Below are 17594 nucleotides of genomic sequence, written 5' to 3'. Positions count from 1 at the left end.
TGGCAGCGCCGCCTGCCAGCAGTTGGTCGAGAAGCTCATTGGGGATTGCAGGCTCTTTGCGTCGAGACATAGGGGACTCCTTGTTTACCCACTATGCCCGACCACACACGGAAATCCTGACACTCCCGTCCGCAGGGCAACGGACACTGGACCGACGGCGAAGCACTGAACATGCCGGCCGCCGAGCGGCCGGCATTCTCGTCTCAGAAGCGATAATACAGCCGCACGCACCCCTTGCTCACCGGCTTTGCCGAAACCAGTTCGGGCGAGGCCCGGTACCCGGTGGCAGGAAACAGCGGCGCCCCGCCGCCCAGGATTTCGGGCATCACATAGATTTCCAGTTCATCCAGCGCACCGCGCTCCATGAATGCCATCTGCAAGCGACCGCCGCCAAGCATCCAGACATCACCATCATCGAGCCCGCGCAATTCGGCGATCAGCGCGTCAATATCGGACCGGGTCTCGAGCGGTCCCTTTGGGTCTTCGATCGGGCGCGAGGTCACTACGATGCAGCGCTGGTCAGCATAGGCCCAGGGTGCTTCCTGATCGGCCAGCCAGTCATAGGTAGCGCGACCCATGACAACAGTGCGGATCGACTTGATAAATGTGCGGTAGTCGTGCTTGCCCAGATCCATGTCGTCATATTTGAACAGCCAGTCCAGGCTGCCCTTTGCATCGACAATGAAGCCATCCAGGCTGGCGGCGATATATCCCAGAATGCGTGCCATACGGTCCTCGTTTGGTGGTCTGCGCCGGTTTGGCCTGAACGCGCGACAGAAATTGTCAGCAAAGGTCAGGGCAGGGCGCATGCCCCATCTGGCGTCCGCCTGAGCGGGCGCTTATGCTTTGGCCATGGAAACGGTAACTTTCGAGACAGCATTGGGATTGTTCGGCCTTGGCTGGACCGAGCGGGGTCTGGCCAGGGTCTTGCTGCCCGATACGTCGCAAAAGGCGATGCTGGAACGTCTCGGGCGGGACGGGGCGCAGCCGGGCGAGCCGACGCGGCTGATTGCCGGGTTGATAAGCCGGATCGAAGATTATGCGGAAGGTCTGGAGGTGCATTTCGGCGACGTCCCGCTCGACCTGTCCGGGGTCTCGGGCTTTCACCGCAGGGCCTATGAGCGCCTGGTGCAGGTGCCCTGGGGACAGACCATCACCTATGGGGCGCTGGCGCGTGAGCTGGGTGATCCCGGCCTGTCGCGCGCGGTGGGTCAGGCCATGGGCGCCAATCCCATTCCGCTGGTCATACCCTGCCACCGGGTGCTGGCCAGCAATGGCAAACCGGGCGGGTTCTCGGCGCCGGGCGGAACGGTCACCAAGGTCAAGATGCTGGCGATGGAAGGTGTCAATGTCGGCACACCGGCCGGCCAGATGAGTTTCGGGTTCTAGTTTTCGGGTTCAAGTCATGGCCTATGCCTTCAAGCAGTCCACTGGTGTTGCCGGTCAGGTGCGCGCTATCGCCGCCGAGCAGATCGACAAGGCATTGGAAGCGATTGCGGCCAGTGAGGATTTTGACCAGACCGTCCATACGCTGCGCAAATCGTGCAAGAAGCTGCGTGCCCTGCTCAAGCTCGTGCGGCCGGTCTTTGCCGAAAATGATGCGGAAAATGCCGCCTTTCGGGCCATTGCCGACCGGTTCTCGGTAGCCCGTGACGCTGCCGTGATGGTCCAGACCATGACGGTCCTGGTCGAACATTCCGGCGCGCGGCTCGGTGTCGATGGGGTGGGATCGGTAACCCTGCTCGATCGGCTGCGGGAGCGCGCCAGGCATCTGCGCCAGCAAATGGGCGAAGAGGAATTGCTGGCGCTGGCGGCCGCCGATTTCACTGAAGCGCGTGCGCGGGTGCCGAGTTGGCAGTTTGACGCCACGGGCACAGCTATTGTGCAGCCCGGTCTTAGGGCGGGGTATCGCCGTTTTCGCAAGCGTCTGGCCAAGGCGCGCAAGGCGCCCGAAGGCGAGGTGGTGCATGATTGGCGCAAGGCTGCGAAGGTTTGGTGGTATCACATGCGCCTTTACGAGCGCACCGCGCCCGCGATCATGGAAAATCTTTGTGCCCGGCTCGATGAATTGGGCGAGACCCTGGGTGACCACCACAACCTGATGGTGCTGTCCGACTGGATCGTTTCCACGCGTGCGCCGGGTGACAGCTCTGTCGACGCATTGCTGGCGATCATTGCCGAGCAACAGGCAGCGCTCAGCGAGAAGGCTTTCGTTCTCGGCCGGCAGTTGGCGGCGGAGCCTCCCAGCGGTGCGGCCAGGCGGTTCGATGCCTATTGGCAGCTTCTGAGATAGGGCGAAATGGCCGAAGAAATCGAACGTAAATTTCTGGTTGCCGGGGACGGCTGGCGACAGGCTGTCACGGGACAGAAGCGCTTGGTGCAGGGGTATCTGTCCAGCAATGCCAAGGCCACTGTACGCATCCGTATTGCGGACGAGCAAAGGGCGGTGCTGACCCTCAAGGGCCCCGCCGAGGGGATCAGCCGCGCCGAGTTCGAATATGACGTTCCACTGGACGATGCCCGGGAAATGCTCGCCCTGGCGCAGCCAAACGTTGTCGAAAAGACCCGATATCTGGTGCCGCATGGCGGATTGACCTGGGAGGTCGATGTCTTTGCCGGTGCCCATGCCGGCCTGATTGTGGCCGAAGTCGAGCTTGAGGCTGTCGATCAGGCGATCGACATGCCGGGCTGGGCGGGCCGGGAGGTCAGCCATGATGACCGCTACGCCAATGCGAGCCTGGCGCGAGTGCCTGGCGTGCCGCCTGTTGACCCTGACGCGGCGTAAGGGACTATTACCTCGTCTCGCGGAGGATGCGGGACCATGACCAAGACCTATACCGTCAATCAGCTCGCCCGGCTTGCCGGCGTAACGGTGCGCACGCTGCACCACTATGATGATATCGGTCTGCTCAAACCCGCATTCACCGGCGAGAACCGCTATCGCTATTATTGCGAGGAGGAATTGCTGCGCCTGCAGCAAATTCTGATCCTCCGGGAGCTGGATATGCCCCTGGCCGAGATCGGCGCCATCCTGGATGCGCCCGGCTTCGACCGGCTCGGCACGCTGCAGCAGCAACGCGAACGGCTGGATGCTCAGGCGAAGCGTTACGCCGGTATGGTCAGGACGATTGACCGCACGATCGCCCATCTCAAAGGAGAAGGCGCAATGACGCACGAAGAACTCTATTCGGGCCTGGTGGATCCGAAAAAACAGGCCGAATACGAAGCCTGGCTGGTCGAGCATTATGGCGAGCAGATTGAACAGGACATCATCCGCAGCCGCGCGAAAATGGCCGGGATGTCCAAGGACGAACAGGCCGCGATGATGGCCGAACTCAAGGACATCGAGGACGGGCTGGCCGAAGCTCTCCGCCGTGGCCTGCCGCCTCAGGCCAGCGCCCTTGATCCGCTGATCGAGCGTCACCGGCAATGGGTCGGGGTCAGTTGGGGCCGCGAATGCCCTCCCGAGGCCTATGCGGGCCTGGCCGACGTCTACGAGCATCCCGACTTTCGGGCCCGCTACGAGGCGATTGAAACCGGCTTTGCCGACTACCTGATCGCCGCCATGCGGTCTTGGGCCAGGCGCCAGGATTAGTCCTCGCCCCCATGCAATGGCAGGCGCGGTGGATCGCTTGGGTGGTTCGCCGCGTTAGCCCGGAAGGCAGGGACGGGGGAAACCATGACCGATCAATTGCTCCATATCATCGTGCGCAGTGTCGAATGGTTCGGCATCGCCATCATTGTCCTGGGCCTGATCGTGAGTACGGTCCGGTTCGCCATGCAGTTGCGCATCCAGGAGGCCCATGACCGGTTCCGCGCTTACCGGGCCGATATCGGCCGGGGTATCCTGCTTGGGCTCGAGGTGCTGGTTGCTGCCGACATCATTGCCACTGTTGCCATAGAGCCAACGCTGGACAGCCTGGCGGTACTGGCCGGCATCGTGGCAATCCGGACCTTCCTCAGCCTGTCGCTGGAAGTGGAGGTCAGCGGGCGCTGGCCCTGGCAACAGACAGCCAGGGAAGTCTCCGAGCGGCAGCAATCGAGATGATCGTCACTTCGTCCGTCGCTCCGCTGCCGGTTACCTTGCCGCCCGACATGAACATTGTGTTCGATCCCAAACTTGATCCAGCGCATGGCAGCACCCTTCGGGCAGCCCCATATGAAGGGGAGACAACAAGGAGATTGAAATGACCAATGATTTTGCAGGCAAGGTTGCGCTGGTAACAGGCGCCGCTTCCGGCATTGGCGAAGCCGTGGCGCGCCAGCTGGCAACGCGCGGAGCCAAGGTCGTCGTAGCCGATCTCAAGCTTGATGCGGCCGAGAAAGTCGTTGAGGCGATCAAAAGCGATGGCGGAGAGGCGGCGGCGGTGGCCGTTGATGTGGCACAGGCCGATCAGGTCGAGAAGGCTGTTCAGTTTGCCGTCGATACCTTCGGCAAGCTTGATCTTGGTGTGAACAATGCCGGCATTGGCGGCGCGGCGGCGCCGTTGGGCGATTACACGCTGGAGGACTGGCACAAGGTCATCGACGTCAATCTGAACTCTGTCTTCTATTCAATGAAGTACGAAATTGCCGCCATGCTGAAGTCCGGCGGTGGCGCCATCGTCAACATGGCCTCCATTCTCGGATCGGTCGCTTTCCCCAACGCACCGGCCTATGTCGCGGCAAAGCATGGTGTGGTGGGCATGACCAAATCGGCGGCGATGGACTATGCCAAGCAGGGCATCCGGGTCACGGCCGTTGGCCCCGGCTTCATCGATACCCCGCTTCTGGCTGCTCTGCCCAAGGACAATTACGATGCGCTGGCCTCCGCACATCCGATCGGTCGCCTGGGCAAGTCCGACGAAGTCGCTGCCCTGACCCTGTTCCTGCTTTCCGACGCAGCGTCCAACATCACCGGATCCTACCATCTGGTGGATGGCGGCTATGTGGCGCAATAGGGCGCGCTGCGTTCAGCGGGCTATTGCCAGCGCTTGAAGCTCTTGAGGTGATCGAGCGCGCCAGTGACGGTGCGTACGATCTTGTCGACGCTGTCGGTCACGGGCACATGCAACGTGTTTTCCGTGGCCGGGTCGGGCACTTCGAGCGTGGCGAACTGGCTGCCGAGGAGGCTCGTTGGCATATATTCGTGGCTGCGCTTGGCCATGCGCTCGCCAATCACCTCCTTGGAGCCGTCCAGGTAGACGAACAGCACCGGCTCGCCGGCCTTTTCAGTAATAAAGTCCCGATAGCTGCGCTTGAGGGCCGAACAGGCACCGATGGCAACGTCCTTCTTCTGTGCCGCCTGTATGAGGGCCGTACTCAGGGCCTCCAGCCAGGGCCAGCGATCCGCGTCGGTCAGCGGCGTGCCGGCGCGCATTTTCTCGACATTGGACTCGGGGTGATACTGGTCCCCATCAAGGAAGGGGGCATGCAGGGCGCGCGCGAGGGCCGCCCCTACGGTGGATTTTCCCGAAGAGCTGACGCCCATGACAATGATGATGCGAGCCGGTTCAGACCGTGGCTGTGAAGGCGCCGTCGACATAGAGAATGTGTCCGTTCACGAAACTGGAAGCGTCAGATGCAAGAAAGATTGCGGCAGGGCCAAGTTCCTCGACCTCGCCCCAGCGCCCCATGGGCGTGCGCTGCTTTACCCAGCCATCGAAGGCCGGGTCGGCGATCAGAGCCGTGTTGAGATCGGTCTTGAAATAGCCCGGCGCAATGGCGTTGATGTTCAGCCCACGCGGGGCCCAGTCGGCTGCCATTCCGCGCGTGAGGTTGGCAATGGCTGCCTTGGCAGCGCCGTAGGGCGCGGCGGTCGGGCGGGCATGATTGGTCAGGATCGAACAGATATTGATGATCTTGCCCCTGCCGCGCGCCAGCATGTGCTGGGCAACAGCCTTGCTGACCGAAAAGGTGGAGACCACATGGGCGCTCAGCATGGCCTCGAAATTCTCGTGGCTAAAGGTCTCCAATGATCCCCTTATCTGCATGCCGGCATTGTTGACCAGAATGTCGATTGGACCAATCTGTTCTTCGCAATGGCCGATGGCGTCGGCCACGCTGTCGGGGCTGGTCACATCGAAGGCCAGGGCCGAAACCGTGGCCCCGCTTTCGGACAGATCGGCGGCCGCTTTGCCCAGGGCTACTGCGTCCCGGCCGTTGAGGACCAGTTCTGCGCCGGCCCCGGCCAGGGCCGTTGCCATGGCCAGTCCCAGGCCGCGGCTGGAGCCGGTCACCAGGGCTCGCCGGCCCGTCAGGTCGAATTGCGCTATGCCCCGCTTCATTGTTGGCCTTATCCTCCCAGTATGGCACCGTCCTCATCGGGTGTTAGAGGACGCCCCGATGCGATGCAAGGTGGAGGAGGGACCCCATGGCGCTGGAATACGACACGTCAATTGTCATCGACCTGCCGCGCGACAAGGTCATTGAACTGTTCGACAACCCGGACAATCTGCCCAGATGGCAGAAGGGCCTTCTCAGTTTCGAGCCTCTCTCTGGAGAACCGGGGCAGGTTGGCGCGACGTCGAAACTGGTCTTTCTCATGGGCAGCCGGCGCATGGAAATGATCGAGACCATCACCCGCCGGGACCTGCCCGATGCCTTTGATGGTACCTATGATGTGGAGGGCGTGCACAATGTTGTACAGAATCGCTTCACTGAACTGGGACCGGACCGCACCCTCTGGGAAAGCCACAATGTCTTTGAAATGAAGAGCCCTTTCATGAAGATCATGGGCTTTCTGATGCCGGGCATGTTCAAGAAGCAGAGCCAGCAATATGCCGAGGCCTTCAAGGCTTTCGCTGAGCGCGGCGTGGATGTGCGCGAGGGCAGTTCGGCTTGATCTTCCATACAAGTTGTGCGATCTGGCCGGAAATTGTGTAATCCGCACTTCCTTCAAGGCGCGGATTGTGGTCATTTCCCGCCCGCGTGCCGTGCCCTTGAGCGCATGGAATGAACACGGAAGCGATTTAGAAGGACTGTTTGTATGTCGACAGCAGATATCGGCCTTATCGGCCTGGCGGTCATGGGATCCAATCTGGCCCTGAACATTGCCGAGAAGGGCTACACTGTTGCCGTTCACAACCGGTCGGCGGGCCGTATTGACGAGCATATGGCCGACGCTAAAGCCCAGGGCCTGGATGGCAACACCATCCCCAAATATGACCTGGCCGAATTCGTGCAGACGGTGAAGGCGCCACGCTCGATCATCATCATGGTCAAGGCCGGCCAGCCGGTCGATGACATGATCGAGCAGCTTCTGCCTCATCTGGCAGCCGGTGACGCCATCATCGAATGCGGCAATTCGCTGTTCTCCGATACCCAGCGTCGCTTCGACTATCTCAAGCCCAAGAATATCGGCTATCTCGGCGTCGGCGTTTCCGGCGGCGAAGAGGGGGCCCGGCACGGACCCTCGATCATGGTCGGCGGCTCCAAGGAGCAGTGGCACAATGCCGAGGCCGTGCTGACCGCCATTGCCGCCAAGTTCAACGGTGAAAGCTGCTGCGCCTATCTCGGTGAAGGTGGCGCCGGGCACTTCGTCAAGACCATCCACAACGGCATCGAATACGGCGACATGCAGATGATCGCCGAAGTCTACGGCGTGATGCGCGATGGCCTCGGGATGTCGCCCAAGGAATGCGCCGACGTCTTCAAGGAGTGGAACAAGGGGCCGCTCAATTCCTACCTCATCGAAATCACCGGTCACGTGCTGGATGCCATTGATGACCAGACCGGCAAGCCGCTGGTCGAATTGATCCTGGACAAGGCCGGCCAGAAGGGCACCGGGGTGTGGTCTGCCATTGCCGCCCAGCAAATGGGCGTGCCGGCCACAGCCATCGAAGGCGCCGTTGCGGCCCGCTCGATCTCCTCACGCAAATCCGAGCGCGTTGCCGCTGAAGGCATCTATGGCAAGCCAAACCGCGCCAAGACCGATGTGACCCTGGCCGATCTCGAAAAGGCGCTGCTCGCCGGCAAGATCGTTTCCTATGCCCAGGGTTTTGCCGTCATCGCCAAGGCTTCGGAAGAGAATGGCTGGGCCCTGCCGCTCGCAACCATCGCCAAGATCTGGCGCGCCGGCTGCATCATCCGTTCGCGCTTCCTCGACCAGATGGCGTCCGCCTATGACAAGGGCGAGGCGGTCAACCTGCTCGTCGTGCCAGATTTCGTCGAGATCATGAAGGACAGCCATCCGAGCCTGCGCAAGGTCGTGGCCGCTGCCGCCATTGGTGAATTCCCGATGATCTGCCTTTCGGCCGCGCTGAGCTATTTCGACAGCTATCGCCAGGCTCAGGGCACCGCCAATCTCATTCAGGGCCAGCGCGACTTCTTCGGCGCCCACGGCTTCGAGATCGAAGGCCGCGGTTCCGACCTGCACGGCACTTGGCCGAGCACCTTGGGCAACTAAAACCCTTGCAAATCGCGCCAATTGAGGCCGGGCAGTTTGCCCGGCCTTTTTCACAGGTCGAGCTCACCCTGTAGCGGCGGATTGGTTGTCGTCACTCCGGCATTGAGTCCATCCAGAAAGCGCGTCGCCCTCTGCTGCATGCCCTGAACAGCGGAAGCATCCATTCTGTCCAGATTGCGATAGGCCATTGCCATGCGCGGATTGGCCTGAAGGACCCTGCGGTTTTCAATGAGAAAGTTCCAGTAGAGCAGAGTGATGGGGCAGGCGTTCTCGCTGTCTTTGACCTTGGGGCTGTAGCGGCAGCCGGCGCAGTAGTCGGACATCCGGTTGATATAGGCGCCCGAGGCCGCATAGGGCTTGGACGCGAGCAAGCCACCATCGGCAAACATGACCATGCCGTGCACGTTTGGCAGTTCGACCCAGTCGAAGGCGTCAATATAGACCGCCAGATACCATGCCTCGATCTGGCGTGGTTCGATGCTGGCGAGGAGCGCAAAGTTCCCGGTGACCATCAGGCGCTGGATATGGTGGGCGTAGGCATGCCGCCGCGTGTCGTCAATCGCATTGGCCATGCAGTTCATGTCCGTCTCGCCGGACCAGTAGAACCACGGCAGGTCGCGCTGCGCGCCCAGAAAGTTGGTCTGCGCATAGTCGGGCATTTTCCACCAGTAGATGCCCCGCACATATTCCCGCCACCCTAGAACTTGCCGGATAAAGCCCTCGGCGGCGTTGAGCGGTGCGTCGCCGGCGTAATACGCCCTTTGCGCCGCCGCGCAGACTTCTTCGGCCCCCAGCAGGCCGATATTGAGATAGGCCGACAACAGGCCGTGATGCAGAAAGGGCTCCCCGCTTTTCATGGCATCTTGATAGGTGCCGAAGCCGGGCAGGGCCGCGGCAATGAAGTGGTCCAGGGCCCTGAGAGCATCGTGGCGGGTGACTGCCCAGGAGAACGGCTCAATCTCTCCAAAATTGTCCGGAAAGCGCTCACGCACCAGGCCAATCACCCGCCTTGTTTCGGCATCCGGGCTGAACCGCAGGCGCTCAGGTGCGCGATGACCGGGCGGCAGCGGACTCCGGTTCTCTGCGTCAAGGTTCCACTGGCCGCCCTCCGGCCGGCTGTCCTTCATCAGTAGGCCCGTCTCCCGGCGCATCTCCCTGTAAAAGAACTCCATGCGGAGCGATTTTCTGCCCTTCGCCCAGGCTGAAAAGCGCTCGTGACTGCAAATGAAGCGATCATCCTCGCGGATCTCTACGGGTACCCCAAGGTTTTGTTCCCACTTGTCCATGAGGGCACGAACGCGCCATGCCCCCGGCTCGGTCACCACCACGGCCTCCACGTCATGGCGGTTGAGGGCGCGCTTGAGTTCGCCATCCAGACTTTGCGTGTTGTTGGGGCAATCCAGGCTAACATAGTCGACCGTGATGCCTTCGGCGCGCAGCGCTTCGGCGAAGTGGCGCATGGCTGAGTAGATCAGCACCAGCTTCTGCTTGTGAAAGCCGACAATGGTGGATTCGCCTCCCACCTCGGCCATCAGGACGATGTCGTGGTCCTTGTCGATGTCCCTGAGGCTCGCAAGGTTGCGGGAAAGATGGTCACCCAGGATGAAGCGCAGTTTTGCCATGACTGCACTACGCATCGCGCCACGGCCCGGTTCAGCATTCAGGCACAATCGCTAGACAAACCCGATCCAGCGACCGGCAACCAGTACCGTGATCCAAAGCATGGAAGATGCTGCCGCCTGCCAACGCAGGACGGCGGCGATTTCATTGGTCTCGATGGCCTGCTTCCAAGCCCGGCCGCGATCGACGCTCACCGCGTTGGCGATGGCCAGCACCAGGATGAGAAGCTTGAGAAGAAAGGCCGGGTTGCCAGCATAGTTGGCCGGCTGCACGCTGAACAGGCCCAGGCCGGTCACAATGGCGAGCCCGACGCCGAGCTTGGCGACGGCCGCCAGGAACGGCCCCACGACACCAATAGGGATATGGCGGACCAGGCCGAGCAAGCGCGCATCCAGCGCCAGGATCGGACCGACAATCAGCCCGATCCCCAGGATGTGGGCGGCATTGACCAGCAGGTAAAGGACCGGGGAACCCCGCAGGGCGACCGCGCCCGGCCAGCTCTGCAGGGCGTCCCACATGCGCTAGGAGGGGATGCGCTCGGGATAGATGTCGTAAGCCGTGCCATCGATGGTAATGCGGACCGCCTTCATGCGAGTCGTCCCATCGGCATCCCGATTGCCCAGCGCCACGATTTCCTGGCCGATTTCGGCGGCGCCCTCAACGAAGCCGGCCCGCTGGGTGGCCGAGGGATTGCCCAGTTCCACGGTCCAGATCTCGCCATCGGCGTCGACTTCTATCACAGGGTGGGGCGGGGCAATGGTGATGCTGGATATGGTGCCGGTCAATTCGATCATGCCGGCTTCCGCCCAGCTCCAGCCGTGATGCGCCATGGCGGAACCGGCCAGACCGGCAAAGGCCAGCGCGAGACCTGCGCTCAAGATGCTGCGGCGGCCGAGATGATGAAAGTTCATGGTGGCTGTCCTCCGGGTTGTTCCCCTGGAACGGTAGTGTCCTCCTCTTGATCCGAGCCAGCCATTCAACAAATCGCGATGCCTCGGGTCCAATCCTGTACTGCGGGTTTTGCGCCTGCTCGTGACGTCATCATTGAGTCATTTGGCGCCGGTGGATATTTTGTCTGAACGATTGTTATCCCCGCACCCAATTCTCCCCGCATAATCCGTCCATCTCTCTCGCGTCAGGGCGGCCTGCAGCGACCAGTGGCGGGAGGGACAGCCGGGCGTGGGGCAGTCGCTTGCCCTCACGGTCTGCGGGTCGGCGGTTGAGAGCCTGGGCACCATGGGCGGCACATTGCGATGTCGTCCCCAGGATAGGCCTGCCAAGTTACCTGCTAACGAGAAAACCCGGCATCCCGAGACGGTTTTCGTCTCAGTTTTTAGTTTCAGGGACGGCGACCGTCTCGGGATTCCGCTCTATTTTTCAAACCCGCAGGTCCAGGGGCCGTGCGGATGCCTGTGCTGGAGAAATGGGTCCGTGCTAGAGCGCCCGGAACATCACATAGCTGTCTACATAGCCATGCGCCGGATGCTTGAAGGCCTCTGGCAGCGTCCCGACAATTTCAAAGCCCAGCTTCTGCCACAGTGCGACGGCGCCGGTATTGGTGGAGACGACATGGTTGAACTGCATGGCGCGGAACCCGCGTTCACGGGCCCGCTCGAGCGAGTGCAGGCACATGGTCCGGGCCACGCCCTTGCCGCGCGCCTCCGGGGCGGTCATGTAGCCGCAATTGGCCACATGCGCGCCGCCTCCGGCCTGATTGGCCATCAGGTAGTAGGTGCCGACGATCTTCCCCCCGATTTCGGCCACGAAGACCTCATGAGCCGGCATCAGCCAATAGGCGCGGACGCCGTCTTCGCCCAGACTGGTGTCGATGGCGTAAGTCTCGCCCGCGTCGAGCACCGGCTTGACGATGCGCAGCATGGCCGGCCAGTCGGCCTCAGCGGCGGGACGGATCACTATTGTCATCATCATCTTCCAGCGGCGCCACGCGCACCTGGCCGGGCGGTGGCATTTCAGGCGCGTGCGGGTGGTCGGCGATACTCGGGCGGCTGCCCAGTTCGAAGCGCCAGGCGGCAATTGCAAAGACGATCAGCGCAACCGCCACGCTGGCGCTGGCGGCGATAAAGGGGGCGCCGGGGAAATAGCCATGGGTGCCGGGGGTGGTGGTATAATAGGAGAAGATCTGCGTGGCCGCGAGCGGGCCGATGATCGTGGCCAGCGAGCTGGCGGCATTGACCGCGCCCTGCAATTCGCCCTGGCTGTTGTCCGGCACCTGGCGCGACAGCACACCGTTGATCGCGGGCGGGGCAAGGCCACTGATCGTGCCCACCAAAATGGCGAGATAGAGCATGTATTCTTCAGTCGAAAAGGCGACGCCGGCAAAGGCCGCAATCGCCGCCAGAAGCCCAATCATGGCGACCGCCGGTTCGCCAATCCCACGCGACATGGGACCGGCCAGCACGGCCTGGCTGATGGCAAAGCCAAGCCCGAACGCGCCCAGCGTGCGGCCAATGATCGAGGAAGTGAAATTGAACACCTCGACGGTGAAATAGCTGAACACCGTTGGCAAGGCCTGGGCCGAAAGCTGGAAGAAGAACAGCACGGTCAGCAGCCAGAGGACGGAAGGGTATTTCTTGAGGGCCAGCACGGCCCCGAGCGGGTTGGCGCGGCGAATGTCGAATTTGCGGCGCGAGGATTTAGGCAGGCTTTCGGGCAGGACGAAAAGGCCAAAGAGGAAATTGGCAAAGGCCAGGCCCGCCGCCGCAAAGAAGGGCACGCGCGGCCCGAACTCGCCCAGTTCGCCGCCGATCACCGGGCCGATGATGAAGCCCAGCCCGAAGGCGGCGCCGATCAGGCCAAAGCGGTGGGTGCGCTTATGAGGCGGGGTGATGTCGGCCATATAGGCGGTAGCGGTCGCCAGTGCCGCCCCGGCAATGCCGGCAATGATGCGGCCAATGAAGAGGTACCAGACGAAGGGGGCGATCGACATCATCAGATAATCGAAGGTCAGCCCCAGCAGCGAGAGCAGCAGCACCGGTCGACGCCCAAAGCGGTCCGAGAGATTGCCCAGCACCGGGGAGAAAACGAACTGCATGAAGGCATAGGCAAACACCAGATAGCCGCCGATCACGGCCGCCTGGGCTACGCTGCCGCCAGTCAGGTCCTCGAGCAGCTCGGGCAGCACCGGCACGATAATCCCCACGCCGATCATGTCGATCAGAATGGTGATCAGGATGCAGGTCAGGGTCAGGCGAGAGCGAATCGCAGCTTGCATGCGGTGGTTGTTACCTTTTCTTTGTTCCACCGGAATGGTGCGACGCAATTGACACGGCAGAAGCCGACAAGGCAAGGCCGGAGCCGATCACGGCGCGGGGCTGTCGCCCACGTCGTGAGAATAGACCCATGCAAGTCGCTTGAGGTGGGCTCTTGGCCCCTGCAACCGCATGACAACGTTCCGCGCCAGGCTGAACGGCCAGGCCATATGAAATATGCGCCCATTCTCTGCCGAAAGTGCGGCAACACGACGGGCGCGCGGCTGCCGGATGACGGCATATCGGGACAAGGCAGTTTCGGCCGATTCAGTTCCCATCAGCAGCGGCGCCAGGGTCGCCGCGTCCTCGATGCCCATGGCCGCACCCTGCGCCTGAAACGGCACCATGGCGTGGGCAGCATCCCCTATGATGCCGATATTGCCTCGATGCCAGAGCGGGGTATCCACCGTGTACATGGGCCAGGCTGTCCAGTTGCCCGCCGCCGCCGCCAGCAGTTGCTCGACCTTTGGGCCGGGTCGCCTTGGCTTAGGCTGAACGCCATCGGAGGGAATTGCGCCGGGCATGAACAGGGCCAGGTTTACTTGGCCGCGATGGGGCAGGGGGTAGCAAACCAGGTGAAAGCCGCTGCCGAAAAACACCGACACCCGATCCATGGCGATCGGTCCGCCAAGCGAAGCGGCCGGCACCAGCGCGCGCCAGGCAATGCGGTTGCGATATTGGGCGGTCGGGCCATCCAGCACACCAATGCGGGTCTGGGAATGCACACCATCTGCCCCGATGAACCCATCGGCGCGTGCCGTTCGGCTTTGCCCATTGGCTTCGTCGATAGCAACTGTCACGCCGCGGGCGTGGGACACCACGTCCCAGCCGCGCACGCCGAACAGGATGTCGATATTGGCAAAGCGCCTGCAGGCCTTGTAGAGAAGGTTCGCCAGGTCACCCCGGTGCATCACGGCATAGGGGGTGCCAAAGCGTTCGCGCATGATCGCACCCAGCTCCATGCTGACCAGCGGGTGCTGACCGCCCTGCGCATAGACATCGAGCGCGGCAGGCTCAAGGCTGGCTTGGTCGATGGCGTCGCCCAGCCCAAGCCGATCGAGTATGCGGCGGGCATTGGGGCTGATCTGCAGCCCTGCGCCAAACTCCTGGATCGTTGGGCTGCGTTCGAGCACCACCACCGTGGCGCCGAACTTCGCAAGCGCGAGCGCCAGGGTCATGCCGGCAATGCCCGCACCTGCAATGATATAGCTGCGGCCCGAACTGGGCATGGGGCTGATCAGGCGGCGTGGGCCTTGAAGATGGCCGAGGCGGGGTTGGCGTGACCCTCGCCCAGTTCAGCCTTGAAGACATAGAGTGTCGAGCAATAGGGGCACACGATTTCGTCGTCCTTGCCCATGTCGAGGAAGACATGGGGATGGTCAAACGGGGGCAGGGCGCCGACGCACTGAAACTCCTTGGACCCGATCTCGATGCTGCGCAGGCCTTCGGTATTGTGGAAATGCGGGGTCGAGCCGTGTGCCATGGTCGGGAACCTGGAGTGTGTTTGATTTGGCGCGACCATAGCCAAAGGCCTCAACCAAGAAAAGGGCAAAGGGCGCTTGATTTTGCGTCCTGAAGCCGCAACACCCGAGGGACTGAAAAGAGGATGCCCCATGCCCAGCTTCACCACGTCCGGCCTGTCGATCGCTTATGAGGTTACCGGAGAGGGGCCGCCGGTCCTGCTCATCCACGGCTTTGCCTCAAGCGGCAAGGTCAATTGGGTCGACACCGGCTGGGTGGAGACGCTGGTCGAAGCCGGGTATCAGGCCATCACGATTGATAACCGTGGTCATGGCCAATCGGACAGGCCGCATGATCCCGAGCTCTATTATCCGACCCAGATGGCCGAGGACGCGCTGGCGCTGCTCGATCATCTGGGAGTCGAAAGGGCGGCGGTGATGGGCTATTCCATGGGCGCCCGGATTGCCGCTTTTCTGGCCTTCCACCACCCCGAGCGGGTCGTTGCAGCGATTTTCGGGGGCATGGCCATGAACCTGATCAACGGGCTGAGCGACGGCAATGACATCATTGCCGGGTTGCGGGCACCGGACCTATCCGACCTGACTCATCCCACCGCGCGGCAGTTCCGCATCTTTGCCGACCACACCGGTTCGGATCGTGAAGCGCTGGCGGCTTGCATGGAGACCTCGCGCCAGCCCATGGCACGCGCCGATGTGCGGCGAATTGAAGTGCCGGCACTGGTGGCGGTTGGGGAAGAGGACGAGATGGCCGGCGGGCCCGAGGCGCTGGCTGAGTTGCTGCCGCAGGGTGAGGCCCTTGTCATTCCCCGGCGCGACCATATGCGGGCGACCGGGGACAAGGTGTTCAAGGCAGCGGCACTGGAGTTTCTGAGCAAGCATTGCTCCAGCGTGCCGGTTTCGTGAACCAAAGGAGCAGCTTTGGCTTTGAACAGCGAAATGATGTAGCTTATATCGGCATCTATCGATGAAGCGGAGACTCGCGACATGAGCGGCAATGCCAAGATTTCGCCCCAGATACAGGCCGTCGACCCGGTTTGGGAGGCTGTTCGTGCCGGGGCCCGGCAGGTGCTCGACAATGAGCCGTTCCTGGCCAATCTGGTTCTCTCCACCATTCTCAATCATGAGACCCTGGAAGAGGCGCTGGCGCACCGACTGGCGACGCGCCTCGACCATGAAGACGTGTCAGCGGACATGATCCGCCAGGCTTTCGCGGAAACCCTGCGCGATCATCCCGAAATCGGTCAGGCCGCCCGGGTCGATCTGGCCGCGACGCTGGAGCGCGATCCGGCTTGCCACCGGGCCATCGAGCCGCTGCTCTATTTCAAGGGCTATCAGGCGATCCAGACCCATCGCTTCGCCCACGCCATGCACAAGTCGGGGCGCCGCGACTTTGCGCTGTATCTGCAGAGCCGTTCGAGCCAGGTGTTCCAGGTCGATATCAATCCGGCCGTGCCCATGGGCAAGGGTGTCATGCTCGATCATGGCACCGGGCTGGTCATCGGCGAGACCGCCATTGTGGGGGACAATGTCTCGATCCTCCAGAATGTCACGCTTGGCGGCACCGGCAAGGCGGATCAGGATCGGCATCCCAAGATCGGCAATGGGGTGCTGATCGGCGCCGGGGCCAAGGTGTTGGGAAACATCAAGGTTGGTGATTGCAGCCGGGTGGGCGCCGGGTCCGTAGTGCTCAAGGAGGTGCCGCCACGCACGACCGTGGCTGGTGTGCCGGCCAAGGTGATCGGCGAGGCCGGATGCGCTCAGCCGGCCCTGGTCATGGACCAGATGGTGCTGGTGCACGACGGAGCGAAATAGCGCCGGGCAAGCCACTCGGGCCAGTTGTTACCGGTAAATTGGTCCGTGCAGGGGTTGTCAGGGTTTGTCGAGACACTAGATTGCCGCCTCAACGCAACCAGCAGGACATGTTCCCGTGAACCACCCCGAGATCATCAAGCTGCAGAAATTTCTGCAACGCACCTTCAACAATCGCAATATCGATGTCCGCCCGCGGCCGAAGCTAAACGATTCCGTTGAAGTGTTCATTGGCGAGGAGTCGATCGGCCTGATCCACCTCGACGATGAGGATGGCGACAAGTCCTACATGTTCTCCATGTCGATCCTGGACATCGACCTGGACGATATCGACTAATTGTCCAATGCGCCGATCTTGCCCAGCCACTGGGCGAGCTCGGCGTCGAACTGACGCCAGGCGACCAGCGCCTCCGCGTCAAAGCTGAGGATGGCTGCCAGCCCGTTGGGCAGGTGAATGGTCCTCAGACAGCGATCCGAGCGGCTCGGATCGGGCGCTGCGGCGCATTTGGCAACAAATGGGGCAGGCGAGAGTGGGTCATACCAGACCGTTTCGTCTGCATACCCATCGGCCGCGAGAAGCGGCTTGCCCACCAGTCCGGGGATGCCACTGACCGAACCATCGGCAAATTGGTGCAAGTAGACCGCGTCGAGCAACGCACCGCTGGCGCGCGCTGCGCTGCGTGAAATCAGCGTCACATCGACCGTCGTTGGCTGCTGGCCGGCAGCCAGCGGCAGAGCGAAGGTCAGATCGATCTGGCTGACGAAACCAGGCTTGATGGTTTCGCCAAAGCGGAACCAGGTCGTGGGAATGTGCAATTCACGCCCTGCGACAGTCTGCGTTATCGGGTCTTCATCAAGCAGGCTGGGCATGGGCCGCTGCATGTTTCGGGCCGTCTGGTCGACCAGATAAGCCACACCCACCGCCAACAGCAGGATGATCAAGGCAATTCCGGCAAGGTTGTAGGCGAGCTGGCCTTTGCCACCTTCCACAGCGTTCGCATTGATGCCTGAGGCCGCCATGGTGGAAAT

General features: G+C 62.2%; 22 protein-coding genes. 11 read left to right on the top strand and 11 right to left on the bottom strand.

Annotated features, from left to right (window positions below):
- Positions 1–203: 203 nt before the first annotated feature.
- Positions 204–728, bottom strand: a complete 525-nt coding sequence (locus tag DDE76_RS17875) for a dihydrofolate reductase family protein (protein ID WP_104895000.1) — start codon at positions 726–728, stop codon at positions 204–206.
- A 124-nt stretch (positions 729–852) separates the two neighbouring features.
- Between DDE76_RS17875 and DDE76_RS17870 the strand changes: the two genes are divergently transcribed.
- The 6 genes from DDE76_RS17870 to DDE76_RS17845 all read left to right on the top strand — a co-directional run bounded on the left by DDE76_RS17870 (position 853) and on the right by DDE76_RS17845 (position 4940).
- The gene (locus DDE76_RS17870) at positions 853–1389 is read left to right on the top strand and encodes a methylated-DNA--[protein]-cysteine S-methyltransferase (RefSeq protein ID WP_104894024.1); all 537 of its coding nucleotides are present in this window, start codon (positions 853–855) and stop codon (positions 1387–1389) included.
- 16 nt (positions 1390–1405) lie between these two features.
- Complete coding sequence (locus tag DDE76_RS17865; RefSeq protein WP_104894025.1) at positions 1406–2293, top strand: CHAD domain-containing protein; 888 nt, start codon at positions 1406–1408, stop codon at positions 2291–2293.
- Positions 2294–2299: 6 nt separating this feature from the next.
- On the top strand, positions 2300–2785 hold the full coding sequence (locus DDE76_RS17860; protein WP_104894026.1) for a CYTH domain-containing protein: 486 nt from the start codon (positions 2300–2302) through the stop codon (positions 2783–2785).
- A gap of 36 nt (positions 2786–2821) precedes the next feature.
- Positions 2822–3595: a MerR family transcriptional regulator gene (locus DDE76_RS17855; RefSeq protein WP_104894027.1), complete on the top strand. Its 774-nt coding sequence runs from the start codon at positions 2822–2824 to the stop codon at positions 3593–3595.
- A gap of 84 nt (positions 3596–3679) precedes the next feature.
- On the top strand, positions 3680–4048 hold the full coding sequence (locus DDE76_RS17850) for a DUF1622 domain-containing protein (protein WP_104894028.1): 369 nt from the start codon (positions 3680–3682) through the stop codon (positions 4046–4048).
- Between the two features lie 139 nt (positions 4049–4187).
- On the top strand, positions 4188–4940 hold the full coding sequence (locus DDE76_RS17845; protein ID WP_104894029.1) for an SDR family NAD(P)-dependent oxidoreductase: 753 nt from the start codon (positions 4188–4190) through the stop codon (positions 4938–4940).
- A gap of 20 nt (positions 4941–4960) precedes the next feature.
- On the opposite strand, the gene DDE76_RS17840 is transcribed toward DDE76_RS17845, so the two are convergent.
- Together DDE76_RS17840 and DDE76_RS17835 are read right to left on the bottom strand one after the other, a co-directional pair.
- Entirely contained in the window at positions 4961–5524 is a 564-nt protein-coding gene (locus tag DDE76_RS17840) for a gluconokinase (RefSeq protein WP_104894030.1), read from the bottom strand.
- Positions 5493–6266 carry an SDR family oxidoreductase gene (locus DDE76_RS17835; protein ID WP_104894031.1) on the bottom strand — a complete coding sequence of 258 codons (774 nt, stop codon included), beginning with the start codon at positions 6264–6266 and terminating at the stop codon, positions 5493–5495. The genes DDE76_RS17840 and DDE76_RS17835 overlap by 32 nt, the downstream gene beginning before the upstream one ends.
- 86 nt (positions 6267–6352) lie before the next feature.
- Here DDE76_RS17835 and DDE76_RS17830 point away from each other — a divergent pair, with 86 nt between their 5' ends.
- The gene (locus DDE76_RS17830) at positions 6353–6823 is read left to right on the top strand and encodes an SRPBCC family protein (RefSeq protein ID WP_198650943.1); all 471 of its coding nucleotides are present in this window, start codon (positions 6353–6355) and stop codon (positions 6821–6823) included.
- A 144-nt stretch (positions 6824–6967) separates the two neighbouring features.
- Positions 6968–8386 (top strand): NADP-dependent phosphogluconate dehydrogenase, encoded by a 1419-nt coding sequence (gene gndA, locus DDE76_RS17825; RefSeq protein WP_104894032.1) that lies wholly within the window; start codon positions 6968–6970, stop codon positions 8384–8386.
- A gap of 50 nt (positions 8387–8436) precedes the next feature.
- Here the strand turns inward: gndA and DDE76_RS17820 are convergent, their stop codons facing one another.
- The 7 genes from DDE76_RS17820 to DDE76_RS17790 form a co-directional block, all read right to left on the bottom strand.
- A complete protein-coding gene (locus DDE76_RS17820) occupies positions 8437–10008 on the bottom strand; it encodes a cryptochrome/photolyase family protein (RefSeq protein ID WP_104894033.1) in 1572 nt (523 codons plus the stop codon).
- A gap of 51 nt (positions 10009–10059) precedes the next feature.
- A complete protein-coding gene (locus DDE76_RS17815; protein WP_104894034.1) occupies positions 10060–10524 on the bottom strand; it encodes a DUF6644 family protein in 465 nt (154 codons plus the stop codon).
- Positions 10525–10527: 3 nt separating this feature from the next.
- The gene (locus DDE76_RS17810; RefSeq protein WP_281261868.1) at positions 10528–10917 is read right to left on the bottom strand and encodes a DUF6152 family protein; all 390 of its coding nucleotides are present in this window, start codon (positions 10915–10917) and stop codon (positions 10528–10530) included.
- A 523-nt stretch (positions 10918–11440) separates the two neighbouring features.
- Positions 11441–11923, bottom strand: coding sequence for a GNAT family N-acetyltransferase (locus DDE76_RS17805; protein ID WP_198650944.1), 483 nt, complete (start codon positions 11921–11923; stop codon positions 11441–11443).
- Positions 11901–13238 (bottom strand): MFS transporter, encoded by a 1338-nt coding sequence (locus DDE76_RS17800; RefSeq protein ID WP_104894036.1) that lies wholly within the window; start codon positions 13236–13238, stop codon positions 11901–11903. Before DDE76_RS17800 ends, DDE76_RS17805 begins: the two co-directional genes overlap by 23 nt.
- Before the next feature lie 87 nt (positions 13239–13325).
- The gene (locus DDE76_RS17795) at positions 13326–14504 is read right to left on the bottom strand and encodes an FAD-dependent monooxygenase (RefSeq protein WP_104894037.1); all 1179 of its coding nucleotides are present in this window, start codon (positions 14502–14504) and stop codon (positions 13326–13328) included.
- An 8-nt stretch (positions 14505–14512) separates the two neighbouring features.
- On the bottom strand, positions 14513–14758 hold the full coding sequence (locus DDE76_RS17790) for a zinc-finger domain-containing protein (RefSeq protein ID WP_104894038.1): 246 nt from the start codon (positions 14756–14758) through the stop codon (positions 14513–14515).
- Between the two features lie 130 nt (positions 14759–14888).
- Between DDE76_RS17790 and DDE76_RS17785 the strand changes: the two genes are divergently transcribed.
- From DDE76_RS17785 to DDE76_RS17775, 3 genes are all read left to right on the top strand, one after another.
- Positions 14889–15659: an alpha/beta fold hydrolase gene (locus DDE76_RS17785; protein WP_104894039.1), complete on the top strand. Its 771-nt coding sequence runs from the start codon at positions 14889–14891 to the stop codon at positions 15657–15659.
- 81 nt (positions 15660–15740) lie between these two features.
- Positions 15741–16568, top strand: a complete 828-nt coding sequence (gene cysE, locus DDE76_RS17780; RefSeq protein ID WP_104894040.1) for a serine O-acetyltransferase — start codon at positions 15741–15743, stop codon at positions 16566–16568.
- Positions 16569–16683: 115 nt separating this feature from the next.
- Entirely contained in the window at positions 16684–16902 is a 219-nt protein-coding gene (locus tag DDE76_RS17775) for a DUF3126 family protein (protein WP_104894041.1), read from the top strand.
- On the opposite strand, the gene DDE76_RS17770 is transcribed toward DDE76_RS17775, so the two are convergent.
- Complete coding sequence (locus DDE76_RS17770; protein ID WP_104894042.1) at positions 16899–17585, bottom strand: hypothetical protein; 687 nt, start codon at positions 17583–17585, stop codon at positions 16899–16901. The genes DDE76_RS17775 and DDE76_RS17770 overlap by 4 nt on opposite strands.
- Between the last annotated feature and the right edge of the window lie 9 nt (positions 17586–17594).

This window comes from Devosia indica (genome assembly GCF_003056405.1).
Lineage (GTDB): Bacteria > Pseudomonadota > Alphaproteobacteria > Rhizobiales > Devosiaceae > Devosia > Devosia indica.
This window is presented reverse-complemented; position numbering and strand designations above follow the sequence as displayed.

Bases quoted from the DNA above. Each gene is read 5' to 3' on its own strand.
- DDE76_RS17875 (WP_104895000.1), bottom strand. From the start codon at position 728: ATGGCACGCATTCTGGGATATATCGCCGCCAGCCTGGATGGCTTCATT.
- DDE76_RS17820 (WP_104894033.1), bottom strand. From the start codon at position 10,008: ATGGCAAAACTGCGCTTCATCCTGGGTGACCATCTTTCCCGCAACCTT.
- DDE76_RS17830 (WP_198650943.1), top strand. From the start codon at position 6,353: ATGGCGCTGGAATACGACACGTCAATTGTCATCGACCTGCCGCGCGAC.
- DDE76_RS17840 (WP_104894030.1), bottom strand. From the start codon at position 5,524: ATGTCGACGGCGCCTTCACAGCCACGGTCTGAACCGGCTCGCATCATC.
- DDE76_RS17860 (WP_104894026.1), top strand. From the start codon at position 2,300: ATGGCCGAAGAAATCGAACGTAAATTTCTGGTTGCCGGGGACGGCTGG.
- cysE (WP_104894040.1), top strand. From the start codon at position 15,741: ATGAGCGGCAATGCCAAGATTTCGCCCCAGATACAGGCCGTCGACCCG.
- DDE76_RS17850 (WP_104894028.1), top strand. From the start codon at position 3,680: ATGACCGATCAATTGCTCCATATCATCGTGCGCAGTGTCGAATGGTTC.
- DDE76_RS17815 (WP_104894034.1), bottom strand. From the start codon at position 10,524: ATGTGGGACGCCCTGCAGAGCTGGCCGGGCGCGGTCGCCCTGCGGGGT.
- DDE76_RS17865 (WP_104894025.1), top strand. From the start codon at position 1,406: ATGGCCTATGCCTTCAAGCAGTCCACTGGTGTTGCCGGTCAGGTGCGC.
- DDE76_RS17835 (WP_104894031.1), bottom strand. From the start codon at position 6,266: ATGAAGCGGGGCATAGCGCAATTCGACCTGACGGGCCGGCGAGCCCTG.
- DDE76_RS17770 (WP_104894042.1), bottom strand. From the start codon at position 17,585: ATGGCGGCCTCAGGCATCAATGCGAACGCTGTGGAAGGTGGCAAAGGC.
- DDE76_RS17855 (WP_104894027.1), top strand. From the start codon at position 2,822: ATGACCAAGACCTATACCGTCAATCAGCTCGCCCGGCTTGCCGGCGTA.
- DDE76_RS17810 (WP_281261868.1), bottom strand. From the start codon at position 10,917: ATGAACTTTCATCATCTCGGCCGCCGCAGCATCTTGAGCGCAGGTCTC.
- gndA (WP_104894032.1), top strand. From the start codon at position 6,968: ATGTCGACAGCAGATATCGGCCTTATCGGCCTGGCGGTCATGGGATCC.
- DDE76_RS17800 (WP_104894036.1), bottom strand. From the start codon at position 13,238: ATGCAAGCTGCGATTCGCTCTCGCCTGACCCTGACCTGCATCCTGATC.
- DDE76_RS17845 (WP_104894029.1), top strand. From the start codon at position 4,188: ATGACCAATGATTTTGCAGGCAAGGTTGCGCTGGTAACAGGCGCCGCT.
- DDE76_RS17870 (WP_104894024.1), top strand. From the start codon at position 853: ATGGAAACGGTAACTTTCGAGACAGCATTGGGATTGTTCGGCCTTGGC.
- DDE76_RS17785 (WP_104894039.1), top strand. From the start codon at position 14,889: ATGCCCAGCTTCACCACGTCCGGCCTGTCGATCGCTTATGAGGTTACC.
- DDE76_RS17795 (WP_104894037.1), bottom strand. From the start codon at position 14,504: ATGCCCAGTTCGGGCCGCAGCTATATCATTGCAGGTGCGGGCATTGCC.
- DDE76_RS17790 (WP_104894038.1), bottom strand. From the start codon at position 14,758: ATGGCACACGGCTCGACCCCGCATTTCCACAATACCGAAGGCCTGCGC.